Origin of the sequence: Vandammella animalimorsus (assembly GCF_002288875.1) — a bacterium.
Lineage (GTDB): Bacteria > Pseudomonadota > Gammaproteobacteria > Burkholderiales > Burkholderiaceae_C > Lampropedia > Lampropedia animalimorsus.
The window spans coordinates 269,768-289,290 of the sequence record NZ_NTBH01000002.1 but is presented as its reverse complement, the minus strand read 5'-3'; the positions used below and the strand labels follow the sequence as shown (position 1 = coordinate 289,290).

Sequence of the window (19,523 nt, the reverse complement as noted above, 5' to 3'; positions counted from 1 at the left end):
GCAGGCGCGCCGGCCGCCTCCCGGCAGGGCCGGGCGGCGCTTATACAATGCCCGCTGCATTTGCTCCCACCGCCTTTTCTTCGAGCCGCCCGTGTCCCTGACTGCCACCGCCGCCCCTCTCTCCCCCCAAGCCTCCCAGCCCGGCCAGCGCCGCCTGGGCGAGTTGCTGGTGCAGGCCGGCAAGCTCGGGCCGCGCGACCTGGAGCGCGCGCTGGCCGCGCAGCAGGAGATGGGCGGCATGCTCGGGCGCGTGCTGGTGCGCCTGGGCGTGGTCTCCGAGGCCGATCTGATGCCAGTGCTGGCCGGCCAGCTGCAGGTGCCGCTGGCCACGGCCGCCGACTACCCGGAGCAGCCGCTGGAAGTGCCCGGCCTGGCGCCCGGCTTTTTGCGCACCCACAATGCCTTTGCGCTCTGGCAGCGCGAGGATCGCCTGGGCGTGGCCCTGGCCGTGCCGCAGGACGAGTTCGTGCGCAAAGCCCTGCATCTGGCCACAGGCTTGCAGATCGTGCCGCACCTGGGGCTGGAGAGCGACATTGAGCGCGCGCTGGATCAGGCCGAGGCCGCCGCCCAGCAGGCCGAGCAGGAGGCCAGCGCCGACGACCTGCTCGGCGGCCTGGATGCGGCCGATTTCGTCGAGCACCTCAAGGATCTGGCCAGCGAAGCGCCAGTCATCAAGTTGGTCAACACCATCATCGGCCGCGTCATCGACCTGCGCGCCTCGGACATCCACCTGGAGCCGTTCGAGGATGGCCTGCACGTGCGCTACCGCGTCGATGGCGTGATCAACGTGGCCGAGGTCATCGCGCCGCGCCTGGCGCCGGCCGTGGGCTCGCGCGTGAAGCTGCTGGCGCACCTGGACATCGCCGAGCGCCGCCTGCCGCAGGACGGGCGCATCAAGACCCGCGTCAAGGGCCGCGAGCTGGATTTGCGCGTCTCCACCGTGCCCACGGTGTATGGCGAGAGCATCGTCATGCGCGTGCTCGACCGCGCCAGCGTGCGCCTGAACCTGGACGACATGGGCTTTGCCCCCGATACGCTGGCGCGCTTCAACGAGCTGCTGGCCAAGCCGCACGGCATCTTTCTGGTCACCGGGCCGACCGGCTCGGGCAAGACCACCACGCTCTACGCCGGCCTGGCCAAGCTCGACGCCGACAGCCAGAAAATCATCACCGTGGAAGACCCGGTGGAATACCAATTGGCGGGCATCAACCAGATTCAGGTCCACCCGCAGATCAACCTCACTTTTGCCAACGCGCTGCGCGCCATCCTGCGCCAGGACCCGGACATCATCATGATCGGCGAGATGCGCGACGGCGAGACGGCGCAGATCGCCGTGCAATCCGCCCTGACCGGCCACCTGGTGCTCTCCACCCTGCATACCAACACTGCGCCCGGCGCCATCATCCGCATGGAGGACATGGGCGTAGAGCGCTACCTCATCACCTCCTCGGTCAACGGCGTGCTGGCCCAGCGCCTGGTACGCACGCTGTGCCCGCACTGCAAGCAGCCGCACGAGCTGGCCCCGCAGGTGCTGCAGGACACGGGCCTGGCGCGCTTCGTGCAGCCGGGCCAGACGCTGTACCGCCCCGTGGGCTGCGAGCACTGCCGTGGCACGGGCTACAAGGGCCGCACCGGCATCCACGAGCTGATGGTGCTCGACGAAGTGCTGCGCCGCGCCATCCTGGACGGCAAGGACGCAGCCGAGCTGGCCAGCCTGGCCGCCCAGCGCGGCATGCTCAGCCTGTACGAGGACGGGCTGCGCAAGGTGGCCCAGGGCCTGACCAGCCTGGAAGAAGTCACCCGCGTCACACAGGACCAAAGCGATGCCTGATTACGCATGGCGCGCCGCCAATGCCAGCGGCCAGATCAGCAGTGGGGTGCTTTCGGCGGCCTCGCAATCGCAGGCCATGCAGCAATTGCGCGCGCGCGGCCTGCACCCGCTGGCGCTGACCCCGGCCAGCGGCGAGGAGCTGGCCCTGGCACGCGGCCAGGCCGCAGCCGGCCAGGCGCCGCTGCTGGGCACGGCCAAGCCCAGCCGCAAGGACCGCGGCCCCGTCAACGCGCAGGACGTACACGCCATGACGCGCGAGCTGACCATCATGCTGCGCTCGGGCCTGGCGCTGGACACGGCGCTGAAGGTGCTGATCGACATGAGCCACAAGCCGGCCATGCGCCAGCTGGTGCAGGAGCTGCTCGAGGCCGTCAAGGGCGGCAGCGCCTTCAGCAAGGCGCTGGCGCAGCACCCGAAACACTTCGACGACTTCTACGTCAACATGATCCGCTCGGGCGAGGTCAGCGGCCAGATGGCCGGCGTGCTGGCGCGCCTGGTCGAGCACATGGAGCGGCTGCGCGCACTGCGCGAGAGCGTGGTCTCGGCCTCCATCTACCCGGCCATCCTGCTGGTGATGACCCTGGCCGTGTTGGTGTTCATGATGACCTTCGTCGTACCGCGCTTTCGCCCGATGTTTGCCGATATGGGCGATGCGTTGCCGCTGCCCACGCAAATTTTGATGATCTCCAGTGATTTCTTTGTCTCTTGGGGCTGGCTGCTGGGGCTGGCGCTGGCGGCGCTGGCGGCGCTGGGCTGGCGCTGGCTGCGCAGCCCGGCCGGGCGCGCCTGGTGGCAGGCGCGCATCCTGCGCCTGCCCATCATCGGCGCGCTGGCCGCGCGCTACCAGATGACGCTGTTCACGCGCTCGTGGGGAACCTTATTGGGCAACGGCGTTCCGATGCTCACCGCCCTGGGCATTGCTACCGACACGGTGAGCAACCGCAGCATCCGCGAGCCGCTGCTCAAGGTCGCGCCCGCCGTCAAGGAAGGCGTGCGCGTGGTCGATGCCATGGGCAAGACCGGCATCTTCGAGCCGCTGGCCATCAACCTGATCCGCGTGGGGGAGGAGACCGGCAAGATCGGCGCCATGTCGCTGGAGCTGGCCGACATCCTTGATCGCCAGGTCGAAACCGGCATCAAGCGCGCGCTGACGCTGCTGAGCCCGCTGATGATCGTCGTGCTCGGGGTCATGGTGGCCTTCATCCTGATTGCGCTGATGATGGGGATTTTGTCCATCAACCAAGCAGTTGCATGATTTGGTGTATGCGTCCGCAGCACCTGTTTTTTGTTTTTCCGTGTCAGAAAGAACTTTTATGCTGTTTTCTATACCAACCCGTCCAGCAAGTTCCACGCTCCGTATGGGGCACTCATTACAGCGCGGTTTTACGCTAATTGAAATTCTGGTGATCGTGGCCATCCTAGCCTTGCTAGCTGGGCTAGTAGGTCCACAGGTCATGAACTTCTTTGGCGGTTCACAGACAAAGACAGCGCAAATTCAAATTAATCAATTTGAAAACACCTTGGAAGCATTTAAGTTGGACACTCTTCGTTATCCAAACTCAAGTGAAGGCTTGCAGGCATTAGTGACTCGTCCTGGCAATGTTTCTAATTGGAATGGTCCTTATATGAAAAGTATCCCGGCAGACCCCTGGGGGAATCCTTACCAATACAAATTCCCTGGTCCCAATGGCGGTGTGCAAATCCTCTCCTACGGTGCAGACGGTGCCCCCGGCGGCGAGGGCCCAAACGCCGACATCAGCAACGCCAAGTGATGAGGGCCTGCCCAAGCTGCCACAGCTGCAGCTTCTGGCATCCCATCCGGCATTGACCCAGGCCACAAGCTCTTGCTCCGCCCTGTCCTGCACCTCGCCTCCTGGCCGCGCGCGCTGCGCAGGCGCCAGCGCGGCTTCACGCTCATCGAGCTGCTGGTGGTCATCGCCATCGCCGGGCTGATGGCGGCGCTGGTGCCGCTGGCCTACACCCGCATCCACGAAGGCGCGCAATACCGCGATGCGGTGCGCAGCCTCTGGACTTCACTGCGCACGCTGCGCGACGAGGCCTACAGCAGCGGCACGGTGACGCACTTCACGCTCGATTTGCGCAGCAGGCAGTTCAACCTGGGCCCGCGCAGCTACACCCTGCCCGAGGGGTTGGAGCTGCGCACCACCGTGGCCGAGCTGGACCCGCAGGCCGGGCGTGAGGTGGCCGCCATTTGGTTCCTGCCCGAAGGCGGCTCCACCGGCGGCAGCATCGAGCTGCTGCGCCCCAATGGCGATGGCACGCGGCTGCGCGTGGACTGGCTCACCGGCGACATCACGCAGGAGCCGCTGCTGCCATGAATGCCCGCCGCTCCAGTCGCTCAATCCCAGCCCGCGCTGCGACAGGCTTTACGCTGATCGAAGTGCTGGTGGCGCTGTTCATCATGGCACTGGCGCTGGCGCTGCTGTACCGCACGCTGGGCAGCAACACCCAGGCCGTGGCCATCAGCGGCCAATACCAACGCGCCACCATGCTGGCGCAGTCGCTGCTGGGCGCCCACGACGCCTTGCCCGAGTCGGGCTGGAACGCCCAGGGCCAGTCCGGCGGCTTCGACTGGCAGGTCAGCAGCCAGCCCTACGCCACCGCGCCACAACAGCAGCACCTCAGCGTGGTGCCGCTGCACGAGCTGAACATCCGCGTGTCCTGGCGCGACGGCGAGCACGAGCGTGTCATCGCCCTGTCCACGCTGCGGCCGCAGCGCTACATCGATGGCAGCGCCAACGCACTGCCTGATGACGCAGGAGCGCCGCAATGAAGCGCATGGCTCGCGGCATGGCGCACGGCTTCACGCTGCTGGAAATGCTGGTGGTGATGGCCTTGCTGGGCCTGGTGATGCTGGGCCTGGGCTCGTCCTTCTACAGCCTGGCGCAGACCGAGACGCGCATCGACGCGCGCCTGGACCGCGCCAGCCAGTTGCGCAGCGCCATGCACTTTCTCGAGCAAACCCTGGGCCATGTGGTGATGCGCCGCCGCCCTGGCGTGCGCCATGAAAACGAGTCGCACTACTGGTTCGAGGGCGATGCCCAGCGCATCCGCTGGATCGGCATCATGCCCGCGCGCTACGGCATGGGCGGGCAGCACTTCTTCCAGCTCGCCGCCGAGCCCACCGAGCAGGGCCAAGCCCTGGTGCTGCGCTTCATGCCCTGGCAAGACCTGCCCCAGCTGCCCGAGCCCAGCCAGATGCAATCGCGCGTGCTGCTCAACGACCTGAGCCACTTCGCCATCCGCTATCGCGGCGAGGAGCAGGACGCCATCGCCTGGGCCGAGCAATGGCGCTTTCCCTTCCAGCTGCCCTCGCACGTCATGCTGGAGATGCGCACCACGCAGCTGGCGCTGCCGGTCAAGATCATTGCGCTGCGCCGCCCGGGCGCGGCCTCGCAATCGGGCAACCGCGCCACGGTGGGCGGAGGCAACGGATGAGCCCGCGCAGTCCCATGCCTCAGCGCAGGCTGCGAGCACGCGGCTTCGCGCTGATTGCCGTGCTCTGGGTCGTGGCCATCATGAGCGTCATCACCGTCGGTCTGGTGCAATCAGTGCGCTCGGAGATCAAGACCACCGCGCTGGAACGCCAACGCCTGCAGGCCCAGGCCCTGGGCGAAGCCGCCATTGCCCTGGCCGCGCAGCAGGCCGACCTGCTCGCCCAGGAGCGCCCCGACCAGGGCGTGTTCGAGCTGAACGTGCAGTACGGCGGCGTCAGCATCCCGGTGCGCATTCAAGGCCTGCACGGCCTGGTCAACCTGAGCAGTGCGCCGCCCGAGCTGCTGGCGCTGCTGCTCGAGCGCATCGGCGGCCTGAACGGCGCTGCCGCGCAGGAGCTGGCTGCGCGCATCGTGCAGTGGCGCGACGAGCCCACCAGCAACGGCATCGCACGCGGCATCGAGGCCCCCGAAGACCTGCTGCAAGTGCCCGGAATGCACTACGCGCTCTATGCTAGAGTGGCGGGCTTTGTGACGGCCAGCCTGCGTTATGGCAACCTGGATTTGCGCTCCAGCCCGGCTGCGCTGCGCGCCGTGTTTGGCCTGCAGCCAGGCGATACCGCGCCAGCGGGTGCTGCACAACGCATGGAACGCATCCAGCTGTTTTTCCGCTTTACCGCCCTGGTGCCGCAAGAGGGCGCCACCTTTGAACTCACACGCGATATGCGCGTGAGCCACTTTGCGCAACGCAGTGGCCTGTATTGGCAGGTGCTGGACAGCCGTATCCGCGTGGCCAGCGCCGATGCCACTGTGCCCTGAAGCCCCTCTGCCACACCCTGTTTTCGGTCTGTCGTTTCCCCATAGCCCGCATGAGTGCACCGCCCTCTTTCACCCCGCCCGAAAAGCCGCAAGATTCACCCTGGGTGCTGTTCGGCCTGGACCTGCGCACCATCGGCCGGGACTGGCTTCAGGCCATGAAGCAGTTGCACCAGCGTGCGCCGCTGCGCTGGTTTGAGCTGGCGCCCAGCTACCAATTGCTGCGTGCCGATGGCAGCCTAGCGCGCTGGCAGGATGGCCGCCTGCGCCCTGAGGAGCGCCCGGAACGCGCCAGCCATACACCGCTGTGGGCCATCGAGCTGCCCGAAGCGCTGCTGCTGCGCCGCAGCCTGACGCTGCCAGACCTGCCTGCGGCCCAAATCCGCCAGGCTGTGGAGCTGGACATCGCCAGCAGCAGCCCCTTTCCTGCAGACGAGCTCATCTGGGGCTTCAGCGAACAGCCTGTGAGCAGCCACAGCGCCGCACGGCAGATCCAGGCGGTCTTTGGCGCGCGTCAGCACATTCAGCAATACCTGGACGGGCTGCGCCAGCGCCCGCCCGCCCATGCTGGCGCAGCAGCCCTGCCTGCCGCCTGGCCCTTGGAGCGCAGCGAGCTTTGGGCCTTCGCGCCGCAGGGCGGCCGCCCCATCGTGCTGCAGGGCTTTGCCGAGGGCATTGCCCAGCAGGCCATCAATGCCCGTCGCCAGCGCACCTGGCTGGCCCTGCTGCTGGCCGCCGCGCTGCTGACGGCCCTGGCCGTCACGCCCACCTGGCGGCTGCGCAACCAGGCCATCGAGGCCAATCAGGCCTATCACGCGCTGCTGGCTCAGGCCAGCCGCCAGGACGGCGAGCGCACGGTGCTGATGAGCGCGCTGGAGAGCGCCACCCACATCCAAAGCCAGATGGCGCGGCGCGTCAACCCGGCAGAGGTCATCGAGCTGCTGAGCAAGCTGCTGCCCAATGACGTTTCGGCGCTGGAGCTCAAATGGGACGGCGAGGCCATCGACCTGACAGCCGAGGCCGGCAACGCCGCCGCCATCATCCAACTGCTCAGCGAGCATGAGGCCTTTGCCGAGGTGCGCACCACACGCCCAGTGCAGGTCGTGCCACGGGCCGACAAGGAGCGCTTTTCCGTGCAGATGCGCCTGGCGCCCGGAGCGCTGAACACCGGCTACACGCCCGAGCCCCTGCCTGAGACAACGCCACAGGCCGCACAGGCCGAGCCAGCCGCTGCGCCCATCCCCCAGCCCGATACCGCCGCAGGTGCAGCCAGCACGGCCGCACCTGCGCCCAGCCCGGCATCGCCCCAAGCTGCCCCGATGGACGCAGGCGTGACGCCGCCTTCGGCCAGCCGCAGCCCGCAAGGCCAGAGCGACGTGGCCCCGGGCGCCATCGCTCCGGCCCCGGCGCTGGCCCTGCCCGGTGCCTCGCCGAACACACCCGTCCCAGCCAACATGCCCGGCGTTGGCCAGTCACCTGCCGCTGGCAGCAGCGCCACGGCGCCGGTGGCTGAGCCTGCGCCCACAGCGCCAGCCGATGGCAACGCGCCTGCCGAGGCAGACGCCGAGGCCGAGGCTTTGGACGAGCCCGCTGAAGGAGGAAACGCGCAGTGAGCGTCGCCCAACCAACTACGATCCCATTCGCGCAGCGCCGCCTCTCCAAGGACAGCCTGCTGCAACTGCTCACTGGCCTGCTGGTGCTGGCCGCGCTGCTTGCCGGCGGCGCCTACGTAGTGAAAAAACACCTCTGGGCCCAGCAGACCCTGGCCGACGTTGGCCCGCGCTATCAGCGCCTACTGGGCATCACGCAATCCGAAGCGCAAATGCAGCAGGCCTTGCAGCGCAGCAGCCTGCTGCTCGATGCCTACACCTACCCGGCCGAGCGCGACACCGGCCAGATCGGCACCGACATCCAGCAAAAGCTGCGCGCTGCGTTCTCCGGCACGCAAATGGTCATCCAAAGCAGCCAAGTGCTGCCCGAGGAGGAGCAGGAAGGCCATCTGCTGGCCATCCCCGTGGAAGTGCGCATGGAAGGCAACCTTCAAAGCCTGCGCCAGGGGCTGGTGACTCTCTCGGCCCAGCGGCCCACCATTCAGATCGCCTCCATCTCGCTGCAGGCTGGGCGCAAACTCAGCCCTTACGACCCCATCCAACTCATTGTGCAAGCCCGCTTTTTCGTCTGGAGGCGCGCCGCATGAACACACGTCGTTCTCCGATCGCGCTGCTCTGGCTGCTGAACCTGGTGCTGGCACTGGCCCTGGCATTGGCTTGGCTGCTCTGGGGCCGCTCGCGCTGGACTGCGCCGCCGGCCATCGCGCCGGATTACACCTCGGCCCTGCAAGGCGCGGCGCTGCCAGGCCAGCTGCAACTGGCCGATTACCCGACGATCACGCAAAAACCGCTGTTCGAGCTCGAGCGCAAATGGCCTGATCCAGCGCCGCCGCCCCAGACTCCGCCCGCGCCACCGCCAGAGCCCGAGCCGGCCCAGGCCTTTGATTCGGCCCGGTTGCTGGGCGTGTACGACCAGGATGGCCAAGGCGTGGTGATTGTGGAAATCGAGGGCAAGAGCCGGCGCCTGCGCATCGGGCAAAGCCTGGAGGGCTGGACGCTCTCGGCCCTGGATGCCCGCTCGGCGCGCTTCACGCGCTCTGGCCAGAGCGCCAAGATACTGAGCATCGAGCGCCGCCGCCCGCAGGCCAAGGACAATGCCGCAGCAGGGGCAGCCCCCGCTGCCTTGCCGGGCGCGGCCACCGCCAACCGGCGCCCGATCATCGCGCCCGTGCCTGCCGCAGTGCCGCGCCCGCTGCCGCCGCGCTGATGCTGAGTGAACGCCCCCGTACACAACCCAATGAATCGCCTCACTTCGTAACGATTTTTTCATGCCATTGAAACCCGCCGCCTGCCTGGCGCAGTGGGCAATGCGCCCGCTGTAATACAGTGCCCCATTGCTTCAATGGATCCGATTGCATTTGATCGCCGCCGATTGCGCGCCATGCCCATGTCCCGTTTGACTTCCGTCCCCCGCCCCCAGGGCCCAGGCCGCCAGCCGCTGACTGCGCGCTGGGTCTGGACCTGTCTGGCCGTTGCCGCCAGCCAGTTCGCCTGCAGCCACCTGCCGCCACAGGCCGACAACGCCACCGGCCAAACCAGCGCCAGCGCCTCTGCCAGCGCCACGACGGTGCAGGCCAATTCAGAAGAGGTGCAGGCCTGGCAGGGCACGACCATGGCCGTCTCTGGCGATGCGCCCAGGCCCAATCCCCGCATCGAAGGCCGTGCTGCCAATGGCCAAGACGATGGCCCGCCCGAGCCGCAGATCCGCATCTACGAAGGCGAGGGCGTGACCCTCAACCCGCCCAAGCGCGCCGTGGCGCTGACCGGCCAGGCCGGCGAGTTCAACTTCGAGGAAGCGCCCATCACCGAAGTGGTGCACGTCATGATGGGCGAGATCCTCAAGGCCGACTATGTGCTGCACCAGCCCATTGGCGGCACTTTGACGCTCTCGACCCGCAAGGCCGTCTCCAAGGACACGGCCATGTCCCTGCTCGAGACCGCGCTGCTGGCCAACGGCCTGCTGATCGCGCAGGACAGCCGCGGCTTCTACCACATTGGCCCACCCGAGGCGCTGCGCGGCATCGTGCCCGCGCCGCGCATGGCCGGCACCGGCTACGGCCCGCTGCCCCCGGGCTATGGCATCGTGCTGCTGCCGCTGGAATACATCGGCGCGGCCGAGATGGCCGAGATCCTCAAGCCTGTCATGGGCGACAGTTCGCTGCTGCGCGTGGACACCATCCGCAATCTGCTGGTGCTGGCCGGCACCCGGCCACAGGCCGAGGGCTGGATGGAGCTGGCGCGCACTTTCGACGTGAACCTGCTCAAAGGCATGTCGGTAGGCATCTTCCCGCTCAAGTACGCCTCTGTATCCGACGTGCAAGCAGCCATGCAGGTGCTGGCTGGCGAAACGCCCGGCGGCAGCGGCGCAACGGCCACCGCGCCGGGGCAGCAAAACCTCTCGCCACAGCAGCGCGCCGCCCAGCTGCGCGCACAACAGCAGGCCGCACAGGGCCGCCAGGCGCAGCCGGGCGGCCAGCAGCAGGCGGCCACGCCCATTGCCGCGCAGGTACTGCCGGTGCTGGGTTCACTGCGCATCGTGCCGCTGGAGCGGCTCAACAGCATCATGGTCATCACGCCGCGCGCGCAGTATCTGGAGCAGGTCAAGACCTGGATCGAGCGCCTGGACCAACCCAATGACAGCGTGGAGCCGCAGCTGTTCGTCTACGGCGTCAAGAATGGCTCGGCCGCGCACCTGGCCCAGGTGCTAGGCGGCATCTTCGGCGGCACGCCCTCGGCCAGCGGTGCCGTTGCCAACAGCGGCGTGGCCCCTGGCCTGAGCCAGGCCAGCACGCAGACCACCGGCTTTGCCAATGCCAACACCGGCAGCCGCTTCGGCGCCGGGGCGGGCCTGGGGGGCAACAATCGCCTGAGCGCCGGCGGTCTGGGCAGCAACCAGCCAGTCGTCAACACGGCCCCAGTGGCCATGGATCTGGGCGCAGCGCGCGTCATCGCCGACCCGCTCAACAACGCCATCCTGGTCTGGGGCACGCGCCAGGAGTACGAAAAGATCGAGGCCACGCTCAAGCGCCTGGACAAGCAGCCCGTGCAGGTGCTGCTGGAGGCCAGCATCATCGAGGTCACGCTCACCAAGGAGCTGGAGTACGGCCTGCGCTGGGCCTTCAACGGCAACCTGGGCGATGGCTTCCGTGGCACGGGCGGCTCGCCCGTACTGCAAGGCATTACCCCGCCGACCAACAGCGCGCTGGACATCGGCCGCTTTGCCGCTGGCGGCACAGGCAATGCCTTCACCTATGCGCTCACGCGCGGCAACCGCGTCAATGCGTTGCTGCAAATGCTGGCCAAGCGCAACCTGGCCAAGATGCTCTCCAGCCCCTCGCTGCTGGTGCTGGACAATCACACAGCCAGCATTCTGGTGGGCGATCAGATCCCGATCGCCACCAGCTCACTGACCACGCCATCGGGCACGAACAACACCCAGAACGTCTCGCGCACCTACCAGTACCGCGACACCGGCGTGTCGCTGCAGGTCACGCCCTCGGTCAACGCTGGCGACATCGTGACGCTGGATGTGAACCAGGAAGTCACCAACCTGCTCTCGGCCGGCAGCGGCGACGACACCAACCCCAGCTTCGTGCAGCGCCAAATCTCCAGCAAGGTGGCCGTGCGCTCGGGCGAGCCCATCGTGCTGGGCGGTCTGATCCGGGAAAATACCCGCAACGGCAACGACGGCATCCCCGGCCTGGTCGACATCCCGGTGGCGCGCCATGCCTTTGGATCCACCAACCAGCGCAATGAGCGCACCGAGCTGCTGGTCATCATCACGCCGACGGTGATCCGCTCCAGCGACGAATTGCGCGATGCTGGCAACGAGCTGCGCGACCGCATGCAGGATCTGCTGCGCACCCGCGTCGAGGAAATCAAACGCGGCGGCCCGGTGCTGCCAGGCGAGGAAGACCTGGCCGATCTGGTCAAGCCCTTGACGCAAACCACGTTGCCGCCCGCTGCCGAGTTGCCCGCCACGGGCCAGAATTCGGCCCGCCCTGCCAACCAATAAACTTGGAACAGGCCCTACCACGGAGAATTGTCTATGCCACACACCAGCCGCCAACCCGCCCGCCCTCGCCTCAGCCACCGCGCCGCCTGGGCCGCTGCACTGTGCTCGGCCGCCGCACTGCTGGCAGCCTGCAATACCCAGAAAGCCGACAACCGCCCGCCCGAGGAAATCATCAGCGAGCGCGCCGCCGCCCGCTGGCAAGCCATGATGGATCGGGAGTACGCCAAGGCCTACGAGTACGTGGCCCCCAGCGTGCGCAGCGTCATGTCGCTGGACGGCTACAAGCGCCGCTACAACATCCTCAGCGACCAGCACCCCTCATCCTGGAAAAAGGCCGAAGTGCGCGGCGTGAGCTGTGAGAGCAGTGATGCCTGCACCGCCAAGGTCTATCTGGAAACCCAGATCCACGTGCCCAAGTTCCAAGGCATGCGCGCCACGGCTGAGACCGAAGAGCGCTGGATCCTGCAAGATGGCCAATGGTGGGTGCATTTGCGCTGAGCGCTGAGCATCGAACGCGGGGCCTCACACCCACCCCCAGCAAAACGCCACGCCTTGCCGCAACGGACAAGGCGTGGCGTTTTTTTGATGGCCTGGGCCTGGGCGGCACACGCCGTTCAGCTACGCTGCATTGCCATTAGTCCTGCTCAAACGCAGCCTGCGCCTGCGCGCCCGGCATGCTGGCAATGACCTGGGCCACAGCCGCCGTCAAGCGTTTGGCATACGGCACATGCAGAAACTCATTAGGGCCGTGGGCATTGCTCTTGGGGCCCAGCACCCCGCAGACCATCATCTGCGCCGTGGGAAAGCCCTGCGAGAGCAGGCCCATCAGCGGAATGGTGCCCCCCTGGCCGATGTAGCCACAGGGCGCACCAAAGTGCGCCTGGCTGGCCGCATCCAGCGCCTGACGGAACCAGTCGTCCATGGCCGGGGCATTCCAACCATTGCTGCCATGCACGTTCTCCCAGGTCACGCGCGCCTGGTAGGGGGCGTTGTCTTCCAGCAGGGCTTTCATCTGCTGCACGCAGGCGGCGGCATCCACCAGCGGCGGGATGCGAATGCTGAGCTTGAAGGCCGTGTGCGGACGCAGCACATTGCCCGCGCTCTCCAGCGGCGGCATACCGTCCACGCCGGTCACGCTCAACGTGGGCCGCCAGGTGCGCTTGAGCAGCGCCTGCACCGGATCGGTGGTTGTAGGCAGAGCGAACAGCGTGGCGCCCCCGCAGTCGTAATGCGCCCAGGGAAAGCGCGCATAGACTTGCTCACCCAAAATGGCAGCCGTGGCGCGCGCCTGCTCCAGCCGCTCGGGCGGCACTTCACAGTGGAAGACCTCTGGCAGCAGACGCCCGCTGGCGCTGTCCTCGAGGCGATCGAGCACCTGGCGCATGATGCGAAACGACGAAGGCACCACGCCCGAGGCATCACCCGAGTGAACGCCTTCGGTGAGGATTTCGACTTTGAGCGTACCGGTAATGTTGCCGCGCAGGCTGGTGGTCAGCCACAGTTGGTCGTAATTGCCTGCACCCGAGTCAAGGCAGACCACCAGACCCACGTCGCCCATGCGCGGCTTGAGCGCATCGATGTAGGGCAGCAGATCGACCGAGCCGCTTTCCTCAGAGGTCTCGATCAGGCCGACGATGCGCGGGTGCGGCAGCTGCTGGCGCTTGAGCTCCTGCACAGCGGCAATGCTGGCGTAAACGGCATAACCATCATCGGCGCCGCCGCGGCCATAGAGCCGGCCTTGCTCATACTTGGGCGTCCACGGCCCCAGGTCGCTGCGCCAGCCGGAGAACTCGGGCTGCTTGTCCAGGTGGCCATACATCAGCACCGTTTTGCCCGAGGCGCGGCCACTGGCAGCGATGTCAAAGAACAGCACCGGCGTGCGCCCGGGCAGGCGCACGATCTCCAGCTGCAGGCCGGGCACTTTCTGTGCCAGCACCCAATCGGCCGCATCCTGCAGCACCTTGTCCAGCAAACCATGCGCGGCCCAGTCCGGATCGAACATGGGTGACTTGGCCGGCACGGCAATGTAGTCCTGCAAGCGCTGCAGAATGTCTTCATCCCATTGACGGCCAATGTGCGCCAAGGCCTGTTCGGGCTGCAGAGTACGGGAAGAGATGGGAGTGCTCATGAGTGCCAACGGAGCAAAACAGGGGGATGCGTCAATCTCAGCAGAGGCCACCCAGCCAGCGCGCCCCGCTGGCTGGGTGGGATGGGCCAAGGCGCCCGTTCAGCGCCAGCGGCTCAGGGCGCGCAGCGGTCGCTCCATGCGCTCGACCATGCGCCAGCCGCGCCAGACCAGCGGGCCCATCCACAGCAGCGAGCGCAGCAGCTTGCGCGGGCCCAGCACCAGGCCGCTGCCCAGGGCCAGCCCCACGGAGATGGGGTGGCGCAGCGCAAAGTCTCGCCCTGCCAGCCACAGCGGATTGGCACCGACGGTGTGCGCCGCCGCACGCGCCCAATGCCTGGGCGGGGCCGGCTCGGCGTCGAACGCAGCCGCCTCGCTGGCCGCCAGGCGCGTGCGCGCTGCCATCGCATGCCTTGGCGCCTGCGCGGCATGCAGACGCAAGCGTTGGCGCTGCTGGGCAATGCGCTGCAGCACCAGCGCCTCCTCTGGCTGCACCGAAGCGCCAGCGTGCTTCAAGAGGGCCGCCACGTCACGCAGTGCGTCGTCGTCGTCGCGGCCTGGTATGCGGTTGACATTCATAAACGCTCCTTCATTGCGCGAAAGTCCTGCGCCAACACCGTGCGTGTCAGCACGAAAGGCTTGGCCATGCGCTTTTTCATCATGACGATGACCAGCAGGGCTATCAGCAGCAGCCCGCCCCATGCGCCGCCCAGCACCCACAAGGCCGTATGCCACTGCGGGCTTTGCCAGTAGGCCAGCATCACAGCCAGCGAGCCCACGATCAAGGCCCCGAACAAGAACATCAGCAACAAGGCCACGGCAATGGCCATGCCCACAAGGCCCGTCCATTGCTTGCGCCATTCGAGCTGCGCCAGATCCAAGCGGTCGGCCACAGCCAGGCCGCCCTCATCCAGCCAATAGCGCGCCGACTCGCGCAGGCGCTCAACACCCAACAATCTTTGCCAATTCATTGCCCAGCCTTTCTTCAAAACAAGAAGCCAGCCTGCGGCTGGCTTGATTGGCCTGCAACTGGCAGGCCACGAAGAGCTTGTTCCGCCTTTGAATAGGCCTCAGAGCCTGCTCAAAGGCTTTGCGCAGCTGCTGGATCAACGACGGCCCAGCAAAAAGCCCAGCACTACACCCACAGCAACGGCTGCGCCAGCCACATGCCAGGGCTCATCGTGGGCATAGCGGTTGGCGGCATCGGCGCCATCACGTGCACGGCTGGCCGCTTCCTGGGCGGTACGCACCGTGGCTTCGCGCAGACGGTGGTAGCCATCGTCGAATTTTTCGCGCAGCTGGCGGATTTGCGGCACGTCGTCCAGATCGCGGCTGGAGATCACATCGCGCAGTTCAGACACCAAACGCTCGAAATCATCGCGGGGTTGCTTGGAGAAAATTCCCATCTCTATACCTTTCTTTTCTGTTGGTTGATGCCCGCAGACTACAGGCACAAAGGACAAGGGGTTCTGCCACAACCCCATGGCCGGCCATCTTAACAAGCGGTGTTTTCCTCAGGGGCTCGTAAGGTTTTCAGTGCCAGCGGCTGCATCAAGCCAGGCTTTCCTGCTGGGCAAACTGCACCAGCGCATCCTCGCGACCAGTCTCGCGGATGTGCGTGGGCAGGCCAATGCGATTCATCAGATTGATGAAGGGCTGGTAGGGCAACTCTTCCACATTGACCATGCCGCGCACGTCCCACACGCCCTGGGCAATCAGCATGGCTGCGGCCGCAGCCGGCACGCCGGCGGTGTAGGAAATGCCCTGGCTGCCCACTTCGGCAAAGGCCTCGACGTGGTCGGCCACGTTGTAGATGAAGACCTCGCGCGGCTGGCCATTCTTGACGCCCTTGACCAGGTTGCCGATGCAGGTCTTGCCTACGTAGCCCGGCGCCAGCGAGGCCGGATCGGGCAGCACGGCCTTGACCAGCTGCAGCGGCACGACGCTTTGGCCGTTGTCCAGCGTGACGGGCTTTTCCGACAACAGACCGATGTTGCGCAGCACGTTGAAGACGTTGATGTAGTGCTCGCCAAAGCCCATCCAGAAGCGGATGTTGGGCACGTTCAGGTTTTGCGACAGCGAGTGCAGCTCATCGTGACCTGTCAGGTAGGAGGTTTGCTGCCCGACCACGGGCAGATCGTCGGTGCGCTGCACCTCGAACATCTTGTTGGACTGCCACTGCCTCCCCTGCCAGGACCAGACCTGGCCGGTGAACTCGCGGAAGTTGATCTCCGGGTTGAAGTTGGTGGCGAAGTAGCGCCCGTGGCTGCCGGCGTTGATGTCGATGATGTCGATGGAGTCGACCTGGTCGAAGTATTCGTTGACGGCCAGCGCCGCATAGGCATTGACCACGCCGGGATCGAAGCCGCAGCCGAGGATGGCCGTCACGCCGCGCTCGGCGCAGCGGGGCTTGCGCTTCCACTCGTGGTTGGCGTACCAGGGCGGGGTTTCGCAGATCTTGTCGGCATCCTCGTGGATGGCCGTGTCGATGTAGGCTGCGCCCGTTTCGATGCAGGCCTCCAGCACCGACATGTTGACGAAGGCATGGCCCAGGTTGATGACGATTTGCGCGCCGGTGCGCTCGATCAGCGCGCGCGTGGCTGCAGTGTCCATGGCGTCGAGCTGATGCGCCTGCAGCACGCCCTGTGGATCCTGCAGCGAACCTTTCTCACGGATGCTGTCGATGATGGCGTGGCATTTGCCAATGGTGCGCGAGGCGATGTGGATGTCGCCCAGCAAACGGTTGTGCGCTGCGCACTTATGCGCCGCTACCTGCCCAACTCCACCAGCGCCGATGATCAAAACGTTCTTCTTCATTTCGCACAAAGCCCCCTGTAAACAGTGGTTGAAAAAATCGCCATTCAGGCCCTCAGGCATGCCTCAGGAGAGGCTGCGCAGATAGTCCTCATAGCCAAAGGATTGCACCAGCTCCTCGCGGCCATCCAGCCGGGCCACGACGATGCTGGGCATGGCCACGCCATTGAACCAGTTCTTCTTGACCATGGTGTAGCCGGCCGCGTCCTCGATGCTCAGACGATCGCCCACTTGCAGCGGCCGCTCGAAGCGGAAGCTGCCAAAGATATCGCCGGCCAGGCAGGTCTTGCCGCACACCAGGTATTCGTGCTCGCCGGTGTTGGGCTCGATGCGCGCGCTCAGGCCATAGATCAGCAAATCCAGCATGTGCGCTTCGGTGGAGCTGTCGACGATGGCCAGCGGCTTGCCGTTGAAACCCACGTCCAGCACGCTGACCTCCAGCGTGGCCGCGCCGGCCACAGCGGCCTCACCGGGCTCCAGGTACACCTGCACGCCATGGCGCTGGGCAAAAGCCTTCAGACGCTGCGCCAGCGCATCGAGCGGATAGCCAGGATCAGCAAAATGGATTCCGCCGCCGAGGCTGACCCATTGCACCTGCGCCAGCAACGCGCCAAAGCGCGCCTCGATCTGGCCCAGCATGGCATCGAAACTCTCGAAGCTGCGGTTCTCGCAGTTGTTGTGGAACATCAGCCCCGAGAGCTGGCCCACAACCTCAGCAATGCGCTGCGGATCAGCCTCGCCCAGCCGGCTGTGCGGACGCGCCGGATCGGCCAGCAAATAAGGCGAATTACTCACCCCCGGATTGACCCGCAACCCCACGGGCAGACCCGCCGCAGCGGCGCGCGCGCCAAAGCGCTGCAACTGGCCCAGCGAGTTGAAAATGATCTTGTCGCTGTGCGCCAGCACCTCGTCGATCTCATGATCGGCAAAGGCCACGCTGTAGGCATGCGTCTCGCCGCCGAACTTCTGCCGGCCCAGCTTGACTTCGTGCAGCGAAGAGGAAGTCGTGCCCGCCAGGTACTGGCGCATCAGCGGGAATACCGACCAGGTCGAAAAACACTTGAGCGCCAGCAGAGCCTTGGCGCCGGACTGCTCGCACAGCTGCGCAATGCGCTGCATGTTGACCAGCAACCGCTGCTCATCGATGCGGTAGTAAGGGGTTGCGAACTGGGCCGCTGACTGGGCCGCTGGGGTGGTGGTGGGCAATTGCTCCTGCTCCTTGGAAAAAGCGATGCATCAACCAAGCCGGCAAGCGGCTGGTGCGAAAAAAGTATGCGCTGCTGGCCTTGCGCTGCTGCAAGGCTGGGGGGAAGTGAGGCGTGGCCTGCGCCTGAGGTCGGAGCAGCCGGCAAAGCAGACCGACCCATCAGCGCGGGCTGTGGCGGCTTGGCCACTGGGGCGCGGCATACGCGCCCAGGCAAGACCACAACAAAGAAACAACGGCCCAGCCTGCGCCGGCAGGGCCGCTGCGCCATTACCAGACGATCAGCGCACGCAGCGCGTGGTAGCTGCGCGCTGCCGCCAACGACAGCGTGGCATCACGCTCCCAACGATAAGTCGTGGTCAAGGCAAAAGTCATGGCGTTGCATCAACCTGGTTGGCGAATAAAGAAACGGGGCCGGCCGGCCCCGTGCGGATGCTTGCAGGCTGCGCGGCCTGCAGAGGCTGGGCATTTTACCTGAGTTGCCCCAAACCCAGTCAGTCCAGCGCCGCCAGCGGATGGGCTGCGGTTGGCCAAGGGCTGTCGAAGAATGCCGCCACCTCGCGCTCGTCCACCTCCTCAATGCGCGCTGGCTTCCACTGCGGCTGGTGGTCCTTGTCCACTGCCAGCGCGCGAATGCCCTCGATGGTCTCGCTGTTCTTCTGGCGCTCATCGCGCAGGTAGAAGCAGTGACGCACCAGGTCGCGCTCCATGCGCAGGTCATCGGCCAGACTGAGCTGGCGGCCACGGCGGATTTGCTCCAGCACCACGTGCAGCATCAGCGGCGAGCGCTTGCGCAGGGTCTGCGCCGTCTCGGCCGCCCAGGTGGCTTGGCCGTCTGCATGGGCGCCGCCCTCCAGGGCCTCGATGATGGCCTTGACGCTGCCCAGGCCGAAGATGCGGTCGATCGCCTCGCGCTGGGCGCTGGCCGGGCTTTCGGGCGCAGCGGCAAACTGCTGGCGCACATAGTCGCTGACGGCTTGGGAGTCGGCAAAATCACCGGCCAGACCATCCCACAGCGCGGCCAGTTTTTCCGAGGGCATGAAACCATCGGCCAGGCCAAAGGCCAACGCATCGCCCGCGCCAATCACGTTGCCCACCAAGGCCAGGTATTCGCCCACGTGGCCCGGCGCACGGCTGAGGAAGTAGCCGCCGCCCACATCTGGGAACAGGCCAATGCCGGTCTCGGGCATGGCCATCTTGGTGCGCTCGGTGACGATGCGCAGATCCGCCCCTTGCGAAATGCCCATGCCGCCGCCCATGACGATGCCGTCCATGAAGGCGATGTAGGGCTTGCCCAGGTGGTGCGTGAGGTGGTTGAGCTGATATTCCTCGGTAAAGAAGTCCTCCAGCTGCGGGTTGCCATCACTGCCGGCGCGGTGCAGGAAGCGAATATCCCCGCCAGCGCAGAACGCTCCGAACGGCCCCTCGCGCCCATTGCCGCGAATAGCAATGGCCAGCACAGCCGGATCGTCGCGCCAAGCCTGCAGCACGCGGGCCAGCTCACGCACCATGCCCAGCGACAGCGCATTGAGCGCTTTGGGGCGGTTGAGGGTGATGAAGCCGGTCTTGCCGCGGACTTCGGTCAGGATTTCTGGGGAATCGCTCATGGGTTGTCTCCTGAATGGTTCACAAGTCAAGCAAAGCAGCCGATTA

19 protein-coding genes are annotated in these 19,523 nt (G+C 66.3%); 12 read left to right on the top strand and 7 right to left on the bottom strand.

What is annotated here, in order from left to right:
• Positions 1-97: 97 nt before the first annotated feature.
• From CLI93_RS05330 to CLI93_RS05275, 12 genes are all read left to right on the top strand, one after another.
• A complete protein-coding gene (locus tag CLI93_RS05330; protein ID WP_420823108.1) occupies positions 98-1,831 on the top strand; it encodes a GspE/PulE family protein in 1,734 nt (577 codons plus the stop codon).
• On the top strand, positions 1,824-3,086 hold the full coding sequence (locus tag CLI93_RS05325; RefSeq protein ID WP_095542665.1) for a type II secretion system F family protein: 1,263 nt from the start codon (positions 1,824-1,826) through the stop codon (positions 3,084-3,086). The genes CLI93_RS05330 and CLI93_RS05325 overlap by 8 nt, the downstream gene beginning before the upstream one ends.
• A 58-nt stretch (positions 3,087-3,144) precedes the next feature.
• A complete protein-coding gene (gspG, locus tag CLI93_RS05320) occupies positions 3,145-3,603 on the top strand; it encodes a type II secretion system major pseudopilin GspG (protein WP_420823105.1) in 459 nt (152 codons plus the stop codon).
• A 72-nt stretch (positions 3,604-3,675) separates the two neighbouring features.
• The gene (locus CLI93_RS05315; protein WP_238945837.1) at positions 3,676-4,170 is read left to right on the top strand and encodes a GspH/FimT family pseudopilin; all 495 of its coding nucleotides are present in this window, start codon (positions 3,676-3,678) and stop codon (positions 4,168-4,170) included.
• Complete coding sequence (locus CLI93_RS05310) at positions 4,167-4,625, top strand: type IV pilus modification PilV family protein (protein WP_095542667.1); 459 nt, start codon at positions 4,167-4,169, stop codon at positions 4,623-4,625. The genes CLI93_RS05315 and CLI93_RS05310 overlap by 4 nt, the downstream gene beginning before the upstream one ends.
• On the top strand, positions 4,622-5,290 hold the full coding sequence (locus CLI93_RS05305) for a prepilin-type N-terminal cleavage/methylation domain-containing protein (RefSeq protein ID WP_095542668.1): 669 nt from the start codon (positions 4,622-4,624) through the stop codon (positions 5,288-5,290). Before CLI93_RS05310 ends, CLI93_RS05305 begins: the two co-directional genes overlap by 4 nt.
• Positions 5,291-5,304: 14 nt before the next feature.
• Entirely contained in the window at positions 5,305-6,105 is an 801-nt protein-coding gene (locus CLI93_RS05300) for a general secretion pathway protein GspK (protein ID WP_095995719.1), read from the top strand.
• 50 nt (positions 6,106-6,155) lie between these two features.
• Complete coding sequence (locus CLI93_RS05295) at positions 6,156-7,715, top strand: PilN domain-containing protein (protein WP_095542670.1); 1,560 nt, start codon at positions 6,156-6,158, stop codon at positions 7,713-7,715.
• Complete coding sequence (locus CLI93_RS05290) at positions 7,712-8,299, top strand: GspMb/PilO family protein (protein ID WP_095542671.1); 588 nt, start codon at positions 7,712-7,714, stop codon at positions 8,297-8,299. Before CLI93_RS05295 ends, CLI93_RS05290 begins: the two co-directional genes overlap by 4 nt.
• Positions 8,296-8,919, top strand: coding sequence for a hypothetical protein (locus CLI93_RS05285; RefSeq protein WP_095542672.1), 624 nt, complete (start codon positions 8,296-8,298; stop codon positions 8,917-8,919). Before CLI93_RS05290 ends, CLI93_RS05285 begins: the two co-directional genes overlap by 4 nt.
• A gap of 180 nt (positions 8,920-9,099) precedes the next feature.
• Positions 9,100-11,727 (top strand): type II secretion system secretin GspD, encoded by a 2,628-nt coding sequence (gene gspD / locus CLI93_RS05280; RefSeq protein ID WP_172424290.1) that lies wholly within the window; start codon positions 9,100-9,102, stop codon positions 11,725-11,727.
• Positions 11,728-11,760: 33 nt separating this feature from the next.
• Positions 11,761-12,225, top strand: a complete 465-nt coding sequence (locus tag CLI93_RS05275) for a hypothetical protein (RefSeq protein WP_095542674.1) — start codon at positions 11,761-11,763, stop codon at positions 12,223-12,225.
• Between the two features lie 136 nt (positions 12,226-12,361).
• Here the strand turns inward: CLI93_RS05275 and CLI93_RS05270 are convergent, their stop codons facing one another.
• From CLI93_RS05270 to CLI93_RS05240, 7 genes are all read right to left on the bottom strand, one after another.
• Positions 12,362-13,855 carry a M20 family metallopeptidase gene (locus CLI93_RS05270; protein WP_095542675.1) on the bottom strand — a complete coding sequence of 498 codons (1,494 nt, stop codon included), beginning with the start codon at positions 13,853-13,855 and terminating at the stop codon, positions 12,362-12,364.
• Positions 13,856-13,954: 99 nt separating this feature from the next.
• Entirely contained in the window at positions 13,955-14,431 is a 477-nt protein-coding gene (locus CLI93_RS05265) for a hypothetical protein (protein ID WP_095542676.1), read from the bottom strand.
• The gene (locus CLI93_RS05260; protein WP_095542677.1) at positions 14,428-14,823 is read right to left on the bottom strand and encodes a phage holin family protein; all 396 of its coding nucleotides are present in this window, start codon (positions 14,821-14,823) and stop codon (positions 14,428-14,430) included. The genes CLI93_RS05265 and CLI93_RS05260 overlap by 4 nt, the downstream gene beginning before the upstream one ends.
• A 135-nt stretch (positions 14,824-14,958) precedes the next feature.
• A complete protein-coding gene (locus CLI93_RS05255) occupies positions 14,959-15,258 on the bottom strand; it encodes an ElaB/YgaM/YqjD family protein (protein ID WP_095542678.1) in 300 nt (99 codons plus the stop codon).
• A 145-nt stretch (positions 15,259-15,403) separates the two neighbouring features.
• Entirely contained in the window at positions 15,404-16,669 is a 1,266-nt protein-coding gene (locus CLI93_RS05250; protein WP_095542679.1) for a saccharopine dehydrogenase family protein, read from the bottom strand.
• Between the two features lie 63 nt (positions 16,670-16,732).
• A complete protein-coding gene (locus CLI93_RS05245) occupies positions 16,733-17,785 on the bottom strand; it encodes a carboxynorspermidine decarboxylase (protein ID WP_095542701.1) in 1,053 nt (350 codons plus the stop codon).
• A 579-nt stretch (positions 17,786-18,364) separates the two neighbouring features.
• Complete coding sequence (locus CLI93_RS05240; protein ID WP_095542680.1) at positions 18,365-19,477, bottom strand: enoyl-CoA hydratase/isomerase family protein; 1,113 nt, start codon at positions 19,475-19,477, stop codon at positions 18,365-18,367.
• Between the last annotated feature and the right edge of the window lie 46 nt (positions 19,478-19,523).

Excerpts from the sequence above, each read along its gene's own strand:
- CLI93_RS05285 (WP_095542672.1), top strand. The coding sequence starts at position 8,296 with ATGAACACACGTCGTTCTCCGATCGCGCTGCTCTGGCTGCTGAACCTG.
- CLI93_RS05295 (WP_095542670.1), top strand. The coding sequence starts at position 6,156 with ATGAGTGCACCGCCCTCTTTCACCCCGCCCGAAAAGCCGCAAGATTCA.
- CLI93_RS05250 (WP_095542679.1), bottom strand. The coding sequence starts at position 16,669 with ATGAAGAAGAACGTTTTGATCATCGGCGCTGGTGGAGTTGGGCAGGTA.
- CLI93_RS05300 (WP_095995719.1), top strand. The coding sequence starts at position 5,305 with ATGCCTCAGCGCAGGCTGCGAGCACGCGGCTTCGCGCTGATTGCCGTG.
- CLI93_RS05270 (WP_095542675.1), bottom strand. The coding sequence starts at position 13,855 with ATGAGCACTCCCATCTCTTCCCGTACTCTGCAGCCCGAACAGGCCTTG.
- CLI93_RS05265 (WP_095542676.1), bottom strand. The coding sequence starts at position 14,431 with ATGAATGTCAACCGCATACCAGGCCGCGACGACGACGACGCACTGCGT.
- CLI93_RS05310 (WP_095542667.1), top strand. The coding sequence starts at position 4,167 with ATGAATGCCCGCCGCTCCAGTCGCTCAATCCCAGCCCGCGCTGCGACA.
- CLI93_RS05240 (WP_095542680.1), bottom strand. The coding sequence starts at position 19,477 with ATGAGCGATTCCCCAGAAATCCTGACCGAAGTCCGCGGCAAGACCGGC.
- gspG (WP_420823105.1), top strand. The coding sequence starts at position 3,145 with ATGCTGTTTTCTATACCAACCCGTCCAGCAAGTTCCACGCTCCGTATG.
- CLI93_RS05325 (WP_095542665.1), top strand. The coding sequence starts at position 1,824 with ATGCCTGATTACGCATGGCGCGCCGCCAATGCCAGCGGCCAGATCAGC.
- gspD (WP_172424290.1), top strand. The coding sequence starts at position 9,100 with ATGTCCCGTTTGACTTCCGTCCCCCGCCCCCAGGGCCCAGGCCGCCAG.
- CLI93_RS05260 (WP_095542677.1), bottom strand. The coding sequence starts at position 14,823 with ATGAATTGGCAAAGATTGTTGGGTGTTGAGCGCCTGCGCGAGTCGGCG.
- CLI93_RS05245 (WP_095542701.1), bottom strand. The coding sequence starts at position 17,785 with ATGCAGCGCATTGCGCAGCTGTGCGAGCAGTCCGGCGCCAAGGCTCTG.
- CLI93_RS05275 (WP_095542674.1), top strand. The coding sequence starts at position 11,761 with ATGCCACACACCAGCCGCCAACCCGCCCGCCCTCGCCTCAGCCACCGC.
- CLI93_RS05305 (WP_095542668.1), top strand. The coding sequence starts at position 4,622 with ATGAAGCGCATGGCTCGCGGCATGGCGCACGGCTTCACGCTGCTGGAA.
- CLI93_RS05255 (WP_095542678.1), bottom strand. The coding sequence starts at position 15,258 with ATGGGAATTTTCTCCAAGCAACCCCGCGATGATTTCGAGCGTTTGGTG.